Below are 14,948 nucleotides of genomic sequence, written 5' to 3'. Positions count from 1 at the left end.
GGGCATCGTGTGGTCATGCCAGGACCGTATCAAGCGGAGCATGTTGGCGGCGCGACATGGGGCGCGATCATCGCCAAGATGTCGTTCGGGGAATTGACCAAAAAGCTGACCACACCATGCCCAAAACAGACCAAATGCAGCCCAAACGGGCATGAGATCGCAAGGCAAGGTGTTGAAATAAAAGAGATAAATGGTGCGGATGGGGAGACTTGAACTCCCACGCCCGAAGGCACCAGAACCTAAATCTGGCGTGTCTACCAATTCCACCACATCCGCACGGGTCAGGCAGGCGTCCATATTTTACGGACGCCATGCGGCAAGTCAATCGTCGTCGGGCAGTCCCAGGTAATCGGCGGCCGCGGTGGCGCGGGTGTCCGGGGTGTCGGCGTCCAGACGCGGCACGATGCCGAGGCAGGGGGCGTCCAGGGTGCGCTCGAGGGTGGCCAGGTTGTCGCGGTAGCAGGCTTCGTCTGTGGCAAAGTCGGGGTCGATCAGGTTGCCTACCCAGCCGGCCACGCGTAGGCCGTCGGCGCGGATCGCCTCGGCGGTGAGCCGGGCATGGTTCAGGCAGCCGAGCTTGAGTCCGACGACCAGGATCGCCGGCAGCTCGAGGCGCACCGCCAGGCCGGCGAGGTCCTCATCGTCGTTGAGCGGCACTCGCCAGCCGCCAGCGCCCTCGATCAGCGTCAGCCCGCGCCGCTCGGCCAGCGGTGCGGCAATGTGTTCGGCCAGGGCGTCGACGGTCGGCCGCTCGCCGACCTGCTTGGCCGCCAGGTGGGGGGCGATGGGCGGCGCGTAGGTGTAGGGATTGATGACGGCGTAGGGCGTGGCTGGCTCGCTCTGGGCCTGCAGGGTCAGGGCGTCGATGTTGCGCAGCCCCACGGCGGTCGACTCGCAGCCGGAGGCCACGGGCTTGAGTCCCAGGGTGGTCAGGCCGCGGCGGCGGGCTTTGGCCAGCAGGCCGCTGGCGACGAGGGTCTTGCCGGCGTCGGTGTCGGTGCCGGTCACGAAATAGGCGGTCATCTCAGCGTTCCAGGTCGAGCGTCAGGAGGTGATAGGAGACGGGCAGTCCGTCCTCGGTGCGCAGCCTCTCAAAGCGACGAGCGGCGCGGGCCACGTCGGCGCGTGAAAGCCGTGCGCCGTCGCGCGCCACCTGGGCACCCACGCCCTTGATCGAGGCCATCACCGCGGAGAGGTCGGGATAGTGGAAGCGCTCGATGTGCTCCGTGACCTCGACGCGGCGAAAGCCGGCCTGGTGGGCGGCGCGGCGATGGCAGGCCGCGTCGCGGAAGCCGAGCAGGCCGGCAGGGCGCTGCCAGGCCTGGCCGACCTCGGCCAGCGTGCCCGGCGCCAGGGTGTTGATCAGCGCTCGTCCGCCGGGGCGCAGCACCCGGACGAGTTCGGCGAGCACCGCGTCCAGGTCCGGGCACCACTGGATCGCCAGGTTGGAGGCCACCAGATCGAGGCTTGCGCTCGGCAGCGGCAGGTCGGCGGCGTCGGCGCACAGCCAGCCGATGGCCTCGCCATGGCGGCGGCGGGCTTCGGTGAGCATGCCCGGTGCCAGATCGAGGCCGTGGATCGTGCCGCCATCGCCATCGCCATCGCCATCGCCATCGCCATCAACATAGCGCCGCGCCAGCTCGGCGGTCATGTCGCCGGGACCGCAGCCCAGGTCCAGCACGGCACCGGCACGGTCGGGCAGTCGCTCGAGCAGGCGCTCGGCCATGGCCTGCTGGGCCCGGGCGCGTTCGCGGTAGTGCGGCGCGGCCCGGGAGAAGGCGTGGGCGACCCGGTCGCGCCAGTTGCGATCCCGGACGGCGTCAGGCGCGTCGACGGCGTGGTTCGGCAGGGCCGTCATGGCGTGGGCTCCAGGGCTGTCTCGGCCCTGGCCTCGGAAAGCGTCGTGCGCTCGGGCGTTTCGGCGATGGCGGCCAGCGTCTTGGCGAGCCGTTCCGGTTGGCTGACCAGCGGACAGTGGCCGGCCTCGGGCAGCCGCAGGTCGGCCCGCTCGCGCACCATTGGGGCCAGCAGCGGGTCGGCCTCGCCGGCCAGGCGATGCACCGGGCAGGGCGGCGGGGCAAGGCGCTCGGCGTTGTCGATCTCGGCGAGCTGAGCGAGGCCCGCGGCCAGGGTGGCGGTGTCGGCGCCAGCGGTGTCGCCGAGCAGTGCGATGAGCCTCTGATGCGCGGCCCGGGGCGATGGCTCGCCGCCGAGCTGCCAGCGCAGGAAGTGGGCGTGGGTGCCCGCCGGGTCGCGGCGGAAGGCCTGGCGAAACTGAGCCAGGGCAGCGCGGCTGACGCCCTCGGGGTGCGGGAAGCGCTCGCCCATGCCGAGCAGCACCAGGGCGCGGGGTGTGGGCAGCCGGCCGAGCAGGGCGCCAGCCAGCAGGCCGCCCAGCGACCAGCCGACCCAGACGGCGTCGCTCGGCAGGTCGTCGGCCATGGCCTCGGCCAGCGCCGCCAGCGAGGCGGGGTCGTCGAGGGCCGCGCGCTCGCCGTAGCCCGGCCAGTCTGGCGTCGTGACCGCAAGCCCGCTCGGCCAGTGGCCGTCGAGCGCCTGCCAGAGGCGGGCGTCGCAGCCCCATCCGGAGAGCAGTACCAGCTTTCGGGTTGCCGATTCGCTCATGCGGCCTCCTCCCGCTGGCAGGCGGCCAGTCCGTCGAGCAGGGCGTCCAGGGCGTCGTCGTCGTGGGCGGCGGAGAGCGTGATGCGCAGCCGCGCCTCGCCTCTGGGCACCGTCGGGGCGCGGATGGCGCCGACCCGCAGGCCGGCGTCGCCGAGCCGCGCGGCCCAGCGCAGCGTGCGCTCGCTGTCGCCGAGGCGCAGTGGCTGGATCGGCGTGGTCGAGGCGTCCAGCGTCAGGCCGAGGGTGGCGGCCTCGCGCCGGAAGCGCGCGATGCGCTCGAACAGTAGGGCGCGACGCTCGGGCTCGGTCGACAGCACGTCGAGGGCGGCCAGGGTCGCCGCCGCCACGCCGGGCGGCTGGGCGGTGGTATAGACGTAGGGTCGGGCGAACTGCACGAGGTGCTCGATCAGTGCCTCGTCGCCGGCCACGAAGGCGCCGGCGCTGCCGAGCGCCTTGCCCAGGGTGCCGACCAGCACCGGGACGTCATCGACGCCGTGGGCCCGACCGACGCAACCGTCACCGGCCTCGCCGAGCACGCCCAGGCCGTGTGCGTCGTCGATCATCAGCCAGGCGTCGTGGCGGCGAGCGGTGGCGGAAAGTCCCGCCACATCGGCCACGTCGCCGTCCATGCTGAATACGCCGTCGCTGACCACCAGCGCCGGCGCATCTTTCGGGGCTCGGGCCAGCAGCCGCTCGAGATCGTCGAGGTCGCGGTGGTGAAAGCGCCGCGAGGGTGCATCGGCAAGCCGCGCGCCGTCGATCAGCGAGGCGTGGTTGAGGCGATCCTGGAAGACCGGCGTGTGGCGATCGCAGAGCGCCTGCAGCACGCCCAGGTTGGCCATGTAGCCGGTGGAGAACAGCAGCGCCCGGGGGCGGCCGGTGAGCTCGGCGAGGCGCCGTTCCAGTGCCTCGTGGATGTCCTGATGGCCGCACACCAGATGCGAGGCCCGGCCGCCGGCGCCGAAGCGCCGCGCGCCCTCGGCCTGGGCCTCGGCCAGCCGCGGGTCGCGGGCCAGGCCGAGATAGTCGTTGCCGGCGAAGTCGAGCCGGCCGTCCGCCGGCCCCACGGTGGGCCTGGCGCGCCACAGCCCCTCGGCGCGGCGGGCCTCGGCACGCTCGGCGAGGCGACGCGACCAGGTCTCGGCCATGGGATCAGGCCCCGCTGGCGTCGTAGAACATGGCGTCGTTCCGGCGCTCGCGTATGGCGGCCTGCAGGGCGGTCTCGGTCTTCTCGTCGTCGGCGCAGGTCTCATGCTGGCGGTTTTCGACGTGCTCGGGATGCAGGCCGAGCTTGTCGAACAGCGCCCGGTCGCGCTCGACCTGGGGGTTGCCGGTGGTCAGCAAGGTGTCGCCGTAGAAGATCGAGTTGGCGCCGGCCAGGAAGGCCATGGCCTGTGTGGATTCGTCCATCTGCTCGCGGCCGGCGGACAGGCGCACGTGGCTCTTGGGCATCAGGATGCGGGCCACGGCGATGGCGCGGATGAAGTCCAGCGGGTCCATGTCCTCGACGTCCTCCAGCGGGGTGCCCGGCACCTTGACCAGCATGTTGATCGGCACCGACTCGGGGTGCGGTTCCAGGCGCACCAGCTGCTGGAGCAGGGCGGCGCGATCGCGGGGCGCCTCGCCCATGCCGAGGATACCGCCGGAGCAGACCTTCATGCCGGCCTCGCGCACGTTGGCCAGGGTGTCCAGGCGATCGGCGTAGCTGCGGGTGGTGATGATCTCGCCGTAGTAGTCCGGCGAGGTGTCGAGGTTGTGGTTGTAGTAGTCGAGCCCGGCTTCCGAGAGGCGCTTGGCTTGATCGACGTCGACCATGCCCAGCGTCATGCAGGTCTCGAGCCCCAGCGCCTTGACCTGGCTGACCATCTCCATCACCACCTGCAGGTCCTTCTCCCGCGGGCTGCGCCAGGCGGCGCCCATGCAGAAGCGGCTGGCGCCGGCTTGCTTGGCCGCCTTGGCCTGCTCAACGACCTTCTCGATCTCGAGCAGCTTCTCCTTGTCGAGCCCGGTGTTGTAGTGGCCGGACTGCGGGCAGTACTTGCAGTCCTCCGGGCAGGCGCCGGTCTTGATCGACAGCAGGGTCGAGACCTGTACCGCGTTGGGGTCGAAGTGCGCGCGGTGGACCTGCTGGGCACGGAACAGCAGGTCGTTGAAGGGCAGCGCGAACAGTGCCTCGATTTCCTCCAGGGACCAGTCGTGGCGAACGTCGGGACGGGCGGCTAGGGTCAGATCAACCGGGGCGTTGTCGTGGGGCTGGGCAGGCATGGAGGGCTCGCTTATGGTCAACTTGGCTCGAGTATGGCGGTTGACCGACAGGGTACGAGGATGGCGCGGCATGTCAACCTTGTGGCGTCATGAGGTTGACGGTTGGCTGCGCCGGGTCCTGCCGGGGCGGTGCGTGTTTTGCCTGACGGCCTGCGAGCCGTCTCGCCCCTGGTGTTTGGCCTGCGGCGACGCGCTCCCCTGGAATCGGCCTGCCTGCCCGCAGTGTGCCGAGCCGCTGCCGGCCTCGGTCGGCCCGCGGCCCTGCGGGCATTGCCTGCGCCGCCCGCCGATCTTCCAGCGGGCGCGGGTGCCGCTGCGCTACGAGGCCGAGGTGGCAGGGCTGATGCAGCACTTCAAGTTCCACGCCTCGCCGCGGGCCGGCACGGTCCTGCTGGCGCTGCTCGAGGAGGGCCTGGCCGGCGTGGAGCGGCCTCAGGCGCTGCTGGCGGTGCCGCTGCATCCGCGCCGGGCCCGGGAGCGCGGTTTCGATCAGGGACGCTGGCTGGCCGAACGCTTGGCGGCGAGACTCGAGGTGCCGCTCATCATGGCCCTGAGGCGGAAGGATACCCCGAGCCAGCGGGGTCTCGACCGGCGAGGGCGGCGGGGCAACCTTCGCGGGGCCTTCGAGGTGCCTGAGGTGCTGCCGGCGCGGGTGGCGCTGCTCGACGACGTGATGACCACCGGCGCGACCCTCGACGCCCTGGCCCGGGCCTGCCGTCGGGCAGGCGCCGAGGAGGTCGAGGCCTGGGCGATCGCTCGTACGCCGCTGGAGCACGGGTGAGCGTGGTGGCTTCGACGCTGGGCTCAGGGCGTGGCAGCGTGGCGGTGATCGGCCAGCCGTTCGCCGGCGGCCAGCGTCTCGCGCTCGTGGGGCTCGTCCCGCCAGGGCTCGGCGAGGGCGGCGCGATACCAGTCCTGCATGCCGGGCAGCGCCAGCAGACGTTTGACGTAGGCGCCGGTGGTCGCACCGAGGGGCAGGTCGAAGCCCTGCACGCGAAAGGCGACGGGGGCGAAGAAGGCGTCCACGGCGGTAAAGGCGTCACCGGCCAGGAAGGCACCGCCGAAGGTCTCCAGACCCTGTTGCCAGAGCTCCTCTAGCCTTGCCAGGTCATGCTGGAGCGGGGTAGAGGGAGACGTCACTCGCACACGCAGCCCGCAGTTCATCGGGCATTCGCTTCTTAGTGCGTTGAATCCCGAGTGCATCTCGGCGCAGGCTGAACGCGCCCAGGCGCGGGCGTTGGCCGACGCCGGCCACACCCCCGGGTGACGTTCGGCCAGATACTCGACGATGGCCAGGGAGTCCCAGACGGCGAGACCGCCGTCGATGAGGCAGGGTACCCGGCCGCTGGGGGAGAAGGCGCGGAAGGTGGCCCAGCTCGAGCCGGTGTCGAAGGGCGTCAATTGCTCCTCGACGTCGATCCCGAGCTCGCGCATCAGCAGCCAGGGGCGCAGCGACCAGGACGAGTAGTTCTTGTTGGCGATATGCAACTGATACATGAGATTTCTCGCAAGCAGGGGCCGGAGGGTGGCCGGCTCAGGGAGACGATGCGATCAGCGAGCCGCCAGCGGTCATGAACAGGCCGCCGGTGGCACGATGAAAACATCTGGCGCGCCGCGGATGCCGGAACCACTGCCCAAGCCCTGAACCCATGGCGGCGTAGAGCGACATCAGGGTGAGGTCGATCACCAGCCAGGTAGCGGCGAGGATGGTGAACTGCAGGAGCTGGGGTTCGCTCACGTCGATGAAGTTGGGAAAGAGGGCGGCGAAAAACAGCAGGTCCTTGGGATTGCCGATGCCGACCAGAAAGCCCTGGCGGAACAGTCGAACCGAGGAGGTGTTCGCCGGCCGGGGCGCTGCCGTCGAGTTCGGAGCGTCCAGCGGAGAGACATCGCCGGCGCGGCGCCAGGCCTGGAGTCCCAGCACGACCAGGTAGGCGCCGCCGATCAGCTTCAGCAGGTGGAAGGTGCTCTCCGAGGTGGCCAGGACGGCGCCGAGTCCCAGTGCCGACAGTAGCATCAGCGCCAGGGAGGCCAGGGTGCCGCCCACTACGGTGGCCGAGGCGCGGCGACGGCCGAAGCGCAGGCCATGGCTGGTGCAGAGCAGGGCCACCGGGCCGGGGAAGATGATCAGCGCGACGATCACCCCGACGTAGGTGATCCAGGTGAGCAGTTCCATGGCGAGTCTCCGGCAGAGATGTCCGTCAGTACGTCAGTCAGCGCGTCGATGAATGCACCAGCATAGGGCAGGCGCGGGGGCGGTTTCCAGACGCTTGCGCTATCGACTCCGAGCGCCGCCCAAGGGAAGGCTTTGTTACCATGGAATTTTGCCTGCGACGAGAATGCCCATGACCGATGCGATTCATCCCTTTGCTCGCCTCGAACCCGCCCGGGTGGTGGCAGCGGTGGAGTCCCTGGGCTTCTGGCTGCCGGGAGAACCTTTCGCGCTCAACAGTTACGAGAACCGGGTCTACCTGGTGCACGATGACGAGCGGCGCCGCTGGGTGGTCAAGTTCTATCGCCCGCAGCGCTGGAGCGACGCCCAGATCCAGGAGGAACATGACTTCCTGGCCGAGCTTGATGAGGCGGGCGTGACAGTTGCCGCGCCCTGGCGGGATGCCGCGGGGACGAGCCTGCACTGCCACGACGATTTCCGCTTCTCCCTCTTTCCCCATCTGCCCGGCCAGGCGCCGGAGCTGGAGAATCCCGAGCACCTGTTCGCTCTGGGCGAGGTCATTGGCGCCATCCATGCGGTGGGCGAGCGTCGGCCCTTCGAACATCGTCGCACCCTGGCGCCGCGGGAGATGGCGGAGGAAGCCGCCGAGACGGTATTGGCGAGCCGTTGGCTATCGGACCGCCAGCGGCGCGCCTACGGGCGTATCGGCGAGTCGCTGGTCGAGGCGCTGGTCGCGCGGGACTGGCCGACGCGCAGGCTGCGGGCCCAGGGTGACTGCCATCTGGGCAACATGCTGGGGCGCGACGAGCACTTTGCGCTGGTCGACTTCGACGACTGCCTGATGGCCCCGGCGGTGCAGGACCTGTGGATGCTGCTCACCGCCGAGGACGAGGGCGAACGGCAGATGCAGCTGTCGGAGGTGATCGAGGGCTACGAGCAGCACCGCGACTTCGATCGAGGCGAGCTGTCGCTGGTGGAACCGTTGCGGGCCTTGCGCCTGCTGCGCCACAGCGCCTGGCTGGTGGCCCGTTGGGAAGATCCGGCGTTCCCGGTGGCGTTTCCCTGGCTGGCGGATGCCGGCTACTGGGATGCCCATATCCGCGAACTCGAGCAGCAGCGCCAGGCGTTGGATGACGCGACTCGCTGGCTGGCCTGAGCGGCAAGAAAGTTGCAACGCTCCGCCCGGGGACGTTCTCGGGATCGTTGCAGGGCGCCGGGGGCATCACTGTCCGGCGGCGTTCTCCTCCGGGGCCGGTTCGCCGTGCTGGCGGCGGCGCTCGTTGATCTCCGCCGAGGGATTGGCCTGCTGCTCCACGCTCAATGGGCGGGTGAGGGTCAGCAGGAAGGTGTCGTCCGGCGTCAGCCGGCAACGGCCGTCCTGGCAGGCGGCGATGCCGAAGTCGCCGTCCTCGTCGTAGGCGCCGGCGGTGAGCTCGCCGGTGAAGATGGCGCTTTCGCCGCCCTGGGCCTCGATGCAGGTCAGGGCATGGGTGGTGATGTGGATGCGCTGGCCTTCGCGCCGGGCATCTCCGGTCACCACGCAATAGTCGGGCAGGTGATGGCTTCCCTTGTCGCCCTGGACAGGATGCATCACCACGTCGTGACGGCTCGGTGTTTCGGCGTCGAGGAGCAGGTCGTCGACCAGTGCCATCTCCACCCGAGCGTCGGCGGGCAGGGACAGGGTATCGCCCAATGCCAGGCTCGGCAGCAACAGTGAGGTCGCCAGCAGCAGGCGCGCAGTCTTGATCATGTTGGCGTTCGGCAGGTGTCTGTTGGGGTGGCGGACGTTGCGGCCACTCTATCACATGATGGGGCCGCGGCGGTCGACCGGCAGGGAGGCGCTGCGCGGTATTCTGTCGCTGCCGAACAGCGTGAGCGCGGCATGGCACTGCGTCGGGCGGCGGCTTGCGATAGAATCAGGGCCTCTTTGATCCTGTATCTTGTACAAATACGGGATTTTGCATAAGTTACGTATAGAATGCATAAAGGTGCGTGCCCTGACCCGCGCCGTCGCACCGCCACAACGACGACTCTGCATGGAACCTGACCATGACCGAACATCTCGCCGAGCACTATCGCCACATCATCGAGGAACTGGGAGAGGACCCCGAGCGTGAGGGGCTGCGCGATACCCCCAAGCGGGCCGCCAAGGCCATGCAATTCCTCAACCATGGCTATCACCAGTCCCTCGAGGAGATCGTCAACGGGGCGGTGTTCGCCTCGGATACCGATGAAATGGTGCTGGTGAAAGACATCGAGCTCTACTCGATGTGTGAACACCACCTGCTGCCGTTCATCGGTAAATGCCATATCGCCTACCTGCCGCGAGGCAAGGTGCTGGGCCTGTCCAAGTTCGCGCGGATCGTCGACATGTATGCGCGACGCATGCAGATCCAGGAGAACCTGACCCGTCAGATCGCCGAGGCGGTGCAGCAGGTGACCGAGGCCCGCGGCGTGGCGGTGGTCATCGAGGCGCGCCACCTGTGCATGATGATGCGCGGCGTCGAGAAGCAGAACTCCAGCATGACCTCTTCGGTGATGCTCGGTGCCTTCCGCGAGCACCAGAGTACCCGCCAGGAGTTCCTTACCCTGGTCCATGGCCGCTGAAGGAGACCGACATGCCATTGCATGCGCTGGGCGACGAACATCTCGACCATGATCTGGCGACGATCCGTATCAAGGACCTGCGCCTGAGAACGCATATCGGGATCAAGGACGAAGAGATCCAGAACCGTCAGGATGTGGTGATCAATGCGGTGATTCGCTATCGCGCCGACAAGGCCGTGGCCTTCAACCACATAGAGGAGGCGCTGAACTACCGCACCATCACCAAGCAGGTGATCGCTCACGTCGAGGATAACCGCTTCCTGCTGCTCGAACGCATGACTCGTGAGGTGCTCGACCTGATCATGAGCTTCGACCAGGTGCTGGCCGCCCAGGTGGAGATCGACAAGCCTCACGCCCTGCGCTTTGCCGACTCGGTGTCGATCACCCTGTCCGATTCTCGCGAGGCGCGCCGCGGAAGCTGAAGGTCGTGCGCGCATGAGCGGTTGGCGTGTCGGGGGGCTTGCGCTTAGCATGAGGAGCATCCCTCATGAAGTTTGCCCACACGCCAGGAGTCGACCATGGAATCCCTGAAGGAAACCCAGCTCTATTGTCCGTTCGCCTATATCGACGGCAGCTGGGTCGCCGCCGATAGCGGCGAGCAGATCGATGTGATCAATCCGGCCACCGGCGAGACGATGGGCAACGTGCCTCGGCTGGGCCGCGCCGAAACCGAGCGCGCCATCGACGCCGCCGATGCCGCGTTGCCGGCCTGGCGGGCGCTGACCGCTCAGGAGCGGGCCGACATCCTGATGAAATGGCACGACCTGATGCTCGAGCATCAGGACGACCTGGCCATGATCATGACTCACGAGCAGGGCAAGCCGCTGGCGGAGGCCGCCGGCGAGATCGCCTACGCGGCGAGCTTCCTGCGCTGGTTCGCCGAAGAGGCGCGGCGAGTCTACGGCGAGACGGTTCCCGCCGCCAAGTCCCACCAGCGCATCGTCGTGACCAAGCAGCCGGTCGGCGTGGTCGGCGCCATCACGCCTTGGAACTTCCCCGCCGCGATGATCACCCGCAAGGCCGGCGCCGCCCTGGCGGCGGGCTGCACCATTGTGGTCAAGCCGGCCAGCCAGACGCCGTTCTCTGCCACTGCCCTGGCGCTGCTGGCCGAGCGTGCCGGCGTGCCGCGCGGGGTGTTCAACGTGGTGCCGGGCCGCGCCGCCGAGATCGCCGCCGCGCTCACCGAATCTCCCCTGGTGCGCAAGATCACCTTCACTGGCTCCACCGAGGTGGGCCGCGAGCTGATGAGCCAGGCCTCGCGTCACGTGCAGAAGATCTCGCTGGAGCTCGGCGGCAACGCGCCTTTCATCGTCTTCGAGGATGCCGACCTCGACGCCGCCGTGGAAGGGGCCATGGCCGCCAAGTTCCGCAATGCCGGCCAGACCTGCGTGTGCACCAATCGTTTCCTGGTGCAGTCCAGCGTGGTCAACGCCTTCTGCGAGAAGCTGGCGGTGGCGATGAACAGCGAGCTCAAGGTGGGCAATGGCACCGAGAGCGGTATCAACATTGGCCCGTTGATCGACGACAAGGCGGTGAACAAGGTCTCCGAGCACGTTCAGGATGCGGTGGATCACGGCGCCGAGCTGCTGCTGGGCGGGCATCCCCATCCGCTGGGCGGCAACTTCTTCACGCCGACGCTGATCAGCAATGCCAACGACACCATGAAGGTGGCAGGAGAAGAAACCTTCGGGCCGCTGGCCGCGGTATTCCCCTTCGAGGACGAGGAAGACGCCGTGCGCATGGCCAACGATACCGAGTACGGCCTGGCCTCCTACTTCTATTCCCGCGACCTGGGCCGTGTATGGCGCGTCGCCGATGCCCTGGAATATGGCATGGTGGGCATCAACACCGGCCTCATCTCCAACGCCGCAGCGCCCTTCGGCGGCGTCAAGGCCTCGGGGCTCGGACGCGAAGGCGGCCACCAGGGCATCGAGGAGTTCCTCGAGACCAAGTACCTGTGTATCGATCTCGGGGCCTAAAGCTGGACGCTTGAAGAGCGCCGCTTCGCGGCTGGAAGCGGGAAGAAAAACACCCCGCCGAGCATGCTCGGCGGGGTGTTTCTTTTGCGCTACTCGAGAAAACGGCTGGACGATGGTCAGGCTAGGCGAACATCGGCGCGAAAGCGGAGTTTGCTGTTGCAAATGAGCATCTTGATGCCGCTTTTCAACGACGCGTGGTCGAGTTCCAGCGTTTTCCCCTCCGCTCAGTGCCTGAAGTGGCGCATGCCGGTAAACACCATGGCAATGCCGGCCTCGTTGGCGGCGTCGATCACTTCCTGGTCGCGCATGGAGCCGCCGGGCTGGATCACCGCGGTGATGCCGGCCTTGGCGGCGGCGTCGATGCCGTCACGGAAGGGGAAGAAGGCATCGCTGGCCATCACCGAGCCGGGCACCGAGAGCCCCTCGTCGGCGGCCTTGATGCCGGCGATCTTGGCCGAGTAGACCCGGCTCATCTGGCCGGCGCCGACGCCGATGGTCTGGCCGTTCTTGGCGTAGACGATGGCGTTGGACTTGACGTACTTGCCGACCTTCCAGGCGAAGGCCAGGTCGCGCATCTCCTGCTCGGTGGGCACGCGTTCGGTGACCACGGTCAGCTCGTCGCGCCCGACCATGCCCAGGTCGCGGTCCTGAACCAGCAGGCCGCCGGTGACGCGCTTGAAGTCATGGGCGTGCTCGCGTTCGCCGGGCCAGTGGGCGCCGATGTCGAGCAGCCGCACGTTCTTCTTCTCGGCGACGATCTCGCGGGCCTCGGCCTCGACGCCCGGTGCGATGATCACTTCGACGAACTGGCGGTCGATGATGGCTCGGGCGGTCTCGGCGTCCAGCGCCCGGTTGAAGGCGATGATGCCGCCGAAGGCGCTGGTGGGGTCGGTGGCGAAGGCCTTGTCGTAGGCCTCCATCAGGGTCGCGCCCACTGCCACGCCGCAGGGGTTGGCGTGCTTGACGATGACGCAGGCGGTGTCGGTGAAGGTCTTGACGCACTCCAGGGCGGAGTCGGTGTCGGCCACGTTGTTGAACGACAGCGGCTTGCCCTGCAGGGTTTCGGCGGTGGAGACGCTTGGCTCCTTGCAGTCAGGCTCGACGTAGAAGGCCGCGGACTGGTGCGGGTTCTCGCCGTAGCGCATGGCCTGCTTCTTGACGAACTGCAGGTTGTAGGTGCGCGGAAAGCCGTCCTCGCCGCCCGGGACGCGCTGGCCGAGATAGTCGGCGATCGCGGCGTCATAGCCGGCGGTATGCTCGAAGGCCTTGACCGCCAGGTCGAAGCGAGTGGCCTGCTGCATGCCGCCCTGGCTGACCTCCTCCAGCACCCGCGCATAGTCGCCGGCGTCCACCACGATGGTGGTGTAGGCGTGGTTCTTGGCGCAGGCGCGAACCATGGTCGGGCCGCCGATATCGATGTTCTCGATGGCGTCCTCGAGGGTGCAGTCGGGGCGCGCCACCGTGGCCGAGAACGGGTAGAGGTTGACCACCACCATGTCGATGGGGGCGATGCCGTGTTCGGCCATCACCGCGTCGTCCTGTCCGCGACGCCCGAGGATGCCGCCGTGGATCTTCGGATGCAGGGTCTTGACCCGGCCGTCCATGATCTCGGGGAAGCCGGTATGCTCGGATACCTCGGTGACCGGAACGCCGTTCTCCTGCAGCAGGCGGAAGGTGCCGCCGGTAGAGAGCAGTTCGACGCCCTGTGCGCTGAGGCCGCGGGCGAAGTCGACGATGCCGGTCTTGTCGGACACGCTGATCAGGGCGCGGCGGACCGGGGTGGTGGAAGCTTGGGACATGGGGGTCACTCTGTTGCGGGCATGGTAAGAGGAAGACGCAAAGCAGGCGAGGGCGCTCGTCGGCGCCCTCGCGGGGAATCAGATCAGACCATAGTGCTTGAGCTTCTTGCGCAAGGTGCCGCGGTTGAGGCCGAGCATTTCGGCGGCCCGGGTCTGGTTGCCCTGGGCGTGCTCGAGCACGGCGGCGAGCAGCGGTGCCTCGACCTCGGCCATCACCATGGCATGGAGGTCGGTGACGTCGCCTCCGTCGAGATGGTCGAAGTAGCGACGCATGGAGGCCTCGACGGCCTCACGCAGGGGCATGTCGCTGTGCGGGCGCGGAGCGGCGCCATCGGTGGACTCGGCGAGGGCCCGGGAGGCGTGGGCGTCCAGCTCGGTCAGCGCGGGATCATGGTCAAAGGCTTGGCTGCTGGTCATGCGGCACAGGTTCCGTCCGGCGTCATGACCCGGGCAACGCGGTCGGGAGCCGCGGCGGAGCCATGACGAAAGAGTTCGTCGATGAAGCGGCTCTGGTCAGCGGCGCTGTCCAGGCCATTGAAGGTGGCACGTAGCGTGCGGCGCCCGTCGTCGTCGAAGCGGGCATCGCCGGCGAGGTACCAGCCGAGATGCTTGCGGGCAATGCGCACGCCCATGTGCTCACCGTAGAAGTCGTGCAGGGCCTTCAGGTGGCCGTGCAGCACCGCCGCGCGCTCGGTGGCATCGGGGGGCGCCAGGCGCCGGCCATGCCGCAGGTAGTGGTCGATCTCGCGAAAGATCCAGGGATTGCCCTGGGCGCCGCGGCCGATCATTACCGCATCCGCCCCAGTATAGTCGAGGACCCGGCGAGCCTTCTCGGGCGAATCGATATCGCCGTTGGCGAACACCGGCAACGACACGGCGGCCTTGATGGCGGCGATGGTGTCGTATTCCGCCTCGCCGCCGTAGCGCTGTTGGCGATGGCGACCGTGTACGGCCAGCGCCTGGATGCCGGCGGCTTCGGCCAGACGCGCCACTCGCACGCCATTGTTACTGTCGGCGCACCAGCCGGTACGGATCTTCAGCGTCACCGGTACGTCTACCGCGGCGACCACCGAGCCGAGAATGTCGGCGACCAGCGCCTCGTCGCGCAGCAGCGCAGAACCGGCGGCCTTGTTGCAGACCTTCTTGGCCGGGCAGCCCATGTTGATGTCGATGATCTCGGCGCCCATCTCGGCGTTGAGTCGCGCCGCCTCGGCGAGCATCTCGGCGTCGCCGCCAGCGATCTGCACGGCGCGGGGGCCGGGTTCGCCGCGATGGTCCATGCGCAGCCGAGACTTGCGGGTGTGCCACAGGTTGGGGTCCGAGGTCACCATCTCGCCCACTACCAGTCCGGCGCCGAGCCGGCGACAGAGCGCACGGAAGGGACGGTCGGTGACACCGGCCATGGGCGCCAGGATGACCCGGTTGGGCAGGGCATGGCGACCGATGCGTGGCAGGGGGCGTGAGTCGGACATGATCAGCGTCGATGGTTCGAAGGGGGAC

Annotated in this window: 16 protein-coding genes and 1 tRNA gene; 5 read left to right on the top strand and 12 right to left on the bottom strand. The window is 68.4% G+C overall.

Going from position 1 to position 14,948, the window contains the following annotated elements; genetic code table 11:
- Positions 1-191: 191 nt before the first annotated feature.
- From FHR96_RS04905 to bioB, 6 genes are all read right to left on the bottom strand, one after another.
- A tRNA-Leu gene (locus FHR96_RS04905) sits at positions 192-276 on the bottom strand.
- A gap of 45 nt (positions 277-321) precedes the next feature.
- Positions 322-1,023 (bottom strand): dethiobiotin synthase, encoded by a 702-nt coding sequence (gene bioD, locus FHR96_RS04900; RefSeq protein WP_183386554.1) that lies wholly within the window; start codon positions 1,021-1,023, stop codon positions 322-324.
- A gap of 1 nt (position 1,024) precedes the next feature.
- On the bottom strand, positions 1,025-1,858 hold the full coding sequence (locus FHR96_RS04895) for a methyltransferase domain-containing protein (protein WP_183386553.1): 834 nt from the start codon (positions 1,856-1,858) through the stop codon (positions 1,025-1,027).
- Positions 1,855-2,625 carry an alpha/beta fold hydrolase gene (locus FHR96_RS04890; protein ID WP_183386552.1) on the bottom strand — a complete coding sequence of 257 codons (771 nt, stop codon included), beginning with the start codon at positions 2,623-2,625 and terminating at the stop codon, positions 1,855-1,857. Before FHR96_RS04890 ends, FHR96_RS04895 begins: the two co-directional genes overlap by 4 nt.
- Positions 2,622-3,773, bottom strand: coding sequence for an 8-amino-7-oxononanoate synthase (gene bioF, locus FHR96_RS04885; RefSeq protein ID WP_183386551.1), 1,152 nt, complete (start codon positions 3,771-3,773; stop codon positions 2,622-2,624). Before bioF ends, FHR96_RS04890 begins: the two co-directional genes overlap by 4 nt.
- A gap of 4 nt (positions 3,774-3,777) precedes the next feature.
- Positions 3,778-4,890 carry a biotin synthase BioB gene (gene bioB, locus FHR96_RS04880; protein ID WP_183386550.1) on the bottom strand — a complete coding sequence of 371 codons (1,113 nt, stop codon included), beginning with the start codon at positions 4,888-4,890 and terminating at the stop codon, positions 3,778-3,780.
- A gap of 70 nt (positions 4,891-4,960) precedes the next feature.
- On the opposite strand from bioB, the gene FHR96_RS04875 reads away from it, so the two are divergent.
- The gene (locus tag FHR96_RS04875; protein WP_183386549.1) at positions 4,961-5,671 is read left to right on the top strand and encodes a ComF family protein; all 711 of its coding nucleotides are present in this window, start codon (positions 4,961-4,963) and stop codon (positions 5,669-5,671) included.
- A 23-nt stretch (positions 5,672-5,694) separates the two neighbouring features.
- Here FHR96_RS04875 and FHR96_RS04870 read toward each other — a convergent pair whose 3' ends face one another.
- Both FHR96_RS04870 and FHR96_RS04865 read right to left on the bottom strand, forming a co-directional pair.
- A complete protein-coding gene (locus FHR96_RS04870) occupies positions 5,695-6,387 on the bottom strand; it encodes a glutathione S-transferase family protein (RefSeq protein WP_183386548.1) in 693 nt (230 codons plus the stop codon).
- 37 nt (positions 6,388-6,424) lie between these two features.
- On the bottom strand, positions 6,425-7,066 hold the full coding sequence (locus tag FHR96_RS04865) for a LysE family translocator (protein ID WP_183386547.1): 642 nt from the start codon (positions 7,064-7,066) through the stop codon (positions 6,425-6,427).
- 169 nt (positions 7,067-7,235) lie between these two features.
- On the opposite strand from FHR96_RS04865, the gene FHR96_RS04860 reads away from it, so the two are divergent.
- Positions 7,236-8,219, top strand: a complete 984-nt coding sequence (locus FHR96_RS04860) for a serine/threonine protein kinase (protein WP_183386546.1) — start codon at positions 7,236-7,238, stop codon at positions 8,217-8,219.
- Positions 8,220-8,285: 66 nt separating this feature from the next.
- Here FHR96_RS04860 and FHR96_RS04855 read toward each other — a convergent pair whose 3' ends face one another.
- Positions 8,286-8,813 carry a hypothetical protein gene (locus FHR96_RS04855; RefSeq protein WP_183386545.1) on the bottom strand — a complete coding sequence of 176 codons (528 nt, stop codon included), beginning with the start codon at positions 8,811-8,813 and terminating at the stop codon, positions 8,286-8,288.
- A 299-nt stretch (positions 8,814-9,112) separates the two neighbouring features.
- Here FHR96_RS04855 and folE point away from each other — a divergent pair, with 299 nt between their 5' ends.
- The 3 genes from folE (at position 9,113) to FHR96_RS04840 (ending at position 11,649) form a co-directional block, all read left to right on the top strand.
- Entirely contained in the window at positions 9,113-9,670 is a 558-nt protein-coding gene (folE, locus tag FHR96_RS04850) for a GTP cyclohydrolase I FolE (protein ID WP_183386544.1), read from the top strand.
- Positions 9,671-9,681: 11 nt separating this feature from the next.
- On the top strand, positions 9,682-10,092 hold the full coding sequence (folX, locus tag FHR96_RS04845; protein WP_183386543.1) for a dihydroneopterin triphosphate 2'-epimerase: 411 nt from the start codon (positions 9,682-9,684) through the stop codon (positions 10,090-10,092).
- A gap of 96 nt (positions 10,093-10,188) precedes the next feature.
- Entirely contained in the window at positions 10,189-11,649 is a 1,461-nt protein-coding gene (locus tag FHR96_RS04840) for an NAD-dependent succinate-semialdehyde dehydrogenase (protein WP_183386542.1), read from the top strand.
- Positions 11,650-11,873: 224 nt separating this feature from the next.
- Here the strand turns inward: FHR96_RS04840 and purH are convergent, their stop codons facing one another.
- The 3 genes from purH to dusB form a co-directional block, all read right to left on the bottom strand.
- Complete coding sequence (gene purH, locus FHR96_RS04835) at positions 11,874-13,448, bottom strand: bifunctional phosphoribosylaminoimidazolecarboxamide formyltransferase/IMP cyclohydrolase (RefSeq protein ID WP_183386541.1); 1,575 nt, start codon at positions 13,446-13,448, stop codon at positions 11,874-11,876.
- A 78-nt stretch (positions 13,449-13,526) separates the two neighbouring features.
- Entirely contained in the window at positions 13,527-13,865 is a 339-nt protein-coding gene (gene fis, locus FHR96_RS04830) for a DNA-binding transcriptional regulator Fis (protein WP_183386540.1), read from the bottom strand.
- Complete coding sequence (gene dusB / locus FHR96_RS04825; RefSeq protein ID WP_183386539.1) at positions 13,862-14,920, bottom strand: tRNA dihydrouridine synthase DusB; 1,059 nt, start codon at positions 14,918-14,920, stop codon at positions 13,862-13,864. The genes fis and dusB overlap by 4 nt, the downstream gene beginning before the upstream one ends.
- Positions 14,921-14,948 lie beyond the last annotated feature (28 nt).

The organism is Halomonas organivorans (assembly GCF_014192055.1).
Taxonomy (GTDB): Bacteria; Pseudomonadota; Gammaproteobacteria; order Pseudomonadales; family Halomonadaceae; genus Halomonas; species Halomonas organivorans.
Note: the sequence above shows the minus strand (reverse complement) of the source record. Positions and strands in the feature narration are given on the sequence as shown.

Bases quoted from the DNA above. Each gene is read 5' to 3' on its own strand.
- folE (WP_183386544.1), top strand. From the start codon at position 9,113: ATGACCGAACATCTCGCCGAGCACTATCGCCACATCATCGAGGAACTG.
- dusB (WP_183386539.1), bottom strand. From the start codon at position 14,920: ATGTCCGACTCACGCCCCCTGCCACGCATCGGTCGCCATGCCCTGCCC.
- FHR96_RS04840 (WP_183386542.1), top strand. From the start codon at position 10,189: ATGGAATCCCTGAAGGAAACCCAGCTCTATTGTCCGTTCGCCTATATC.
- FHR96_RS04875 (WP_183386549.1), top strand. From the start codon at position 4,961: ATGTCAACCTTGTGGCGTCATGAGGTTGACGGTTGGCTGCGCCGGGTC.
- FHR96_RS04860 (WP_183386546.1), top strand. From the start codon at position 7,236: ATGACCGATGCGATTCATCCCTTTGCTCGCCTCGAACCCGCCCGGGTG.
- purH (WP_183386541.1), bottom strand. From the start codon at position 13,448: ATGTCCCAAGCTTCCACCACCCCGGTCCGCCGCGCCCTGATCAGCGTG.
- bioD (WP_183386554.1), bottom strand. From the start codon at position 1,023: ATGACCGCCTATTTCGTGACCGGCACCGACACCGACGCCGGCAAGACC.
- bioF (WP_183386551.1), bottom strand. From the start codon at position 3,773: ATGGCCGAGACCTGGTCGCGTCGCCTCGCCGAGCGTGCCGAGGCCCGC.
- FHR96_RS04890 (WP_183386552.1), bottom strand. From the start codon at position 2,625: ATGAGCGAATCGGCAACCCGAAAGCTGGTACTGCTCTCCGGATGGGGC.
- folX (WP_183386543.1), top strand. From the start codon at position 9,682: ATGCCATTGCATGCGCTGGGCGACGAACATCTCGACCATGATCTGGCG.
- bioB (WP_183386550.1), bottom strand. From the start codon at position 4,890: ATGCCTGCCCAGCCCCACGACAACGCCCCGGTTGATCTGACCCTAGCC.
- fis (WP_183386540.1), bottom strand. From the start codon at position 13,865: ATGACCAGCAGCCAAGCCTTTGACCATGATCCCGCGCTGACCGAGCTG.
- FHR96_RS04895 (WP_183386553.1), bottom strand. From the start codon at position 1,858: ATGACGGCCCTGCCGAACCACGCCGTCGACGCGCCTGACGCCGTCCGG.
- FHR96_RS04870 (WP_183386548.1), bottom strand. From the start codon at position 6,387: ATGTATCAGTTGCATATCGCCAACAAGAACTACTCGTCCTGGTCGCTG.
- FHR96_RS04855 (WP_183386545.1), bottom strand. From the start codon at position 8,813: ATGATCAAGACTGCGCGCCTGCTGCTGGCGACCTCACTGTTGCTGCCG.
- FHR96_RS04865 (WP_183386547.1), bottom strand. From the start codon at position 7,066: ATGGAACTGCTCACCTGGATCACCTACGTCGGGGTGATCGTCGCGCTG.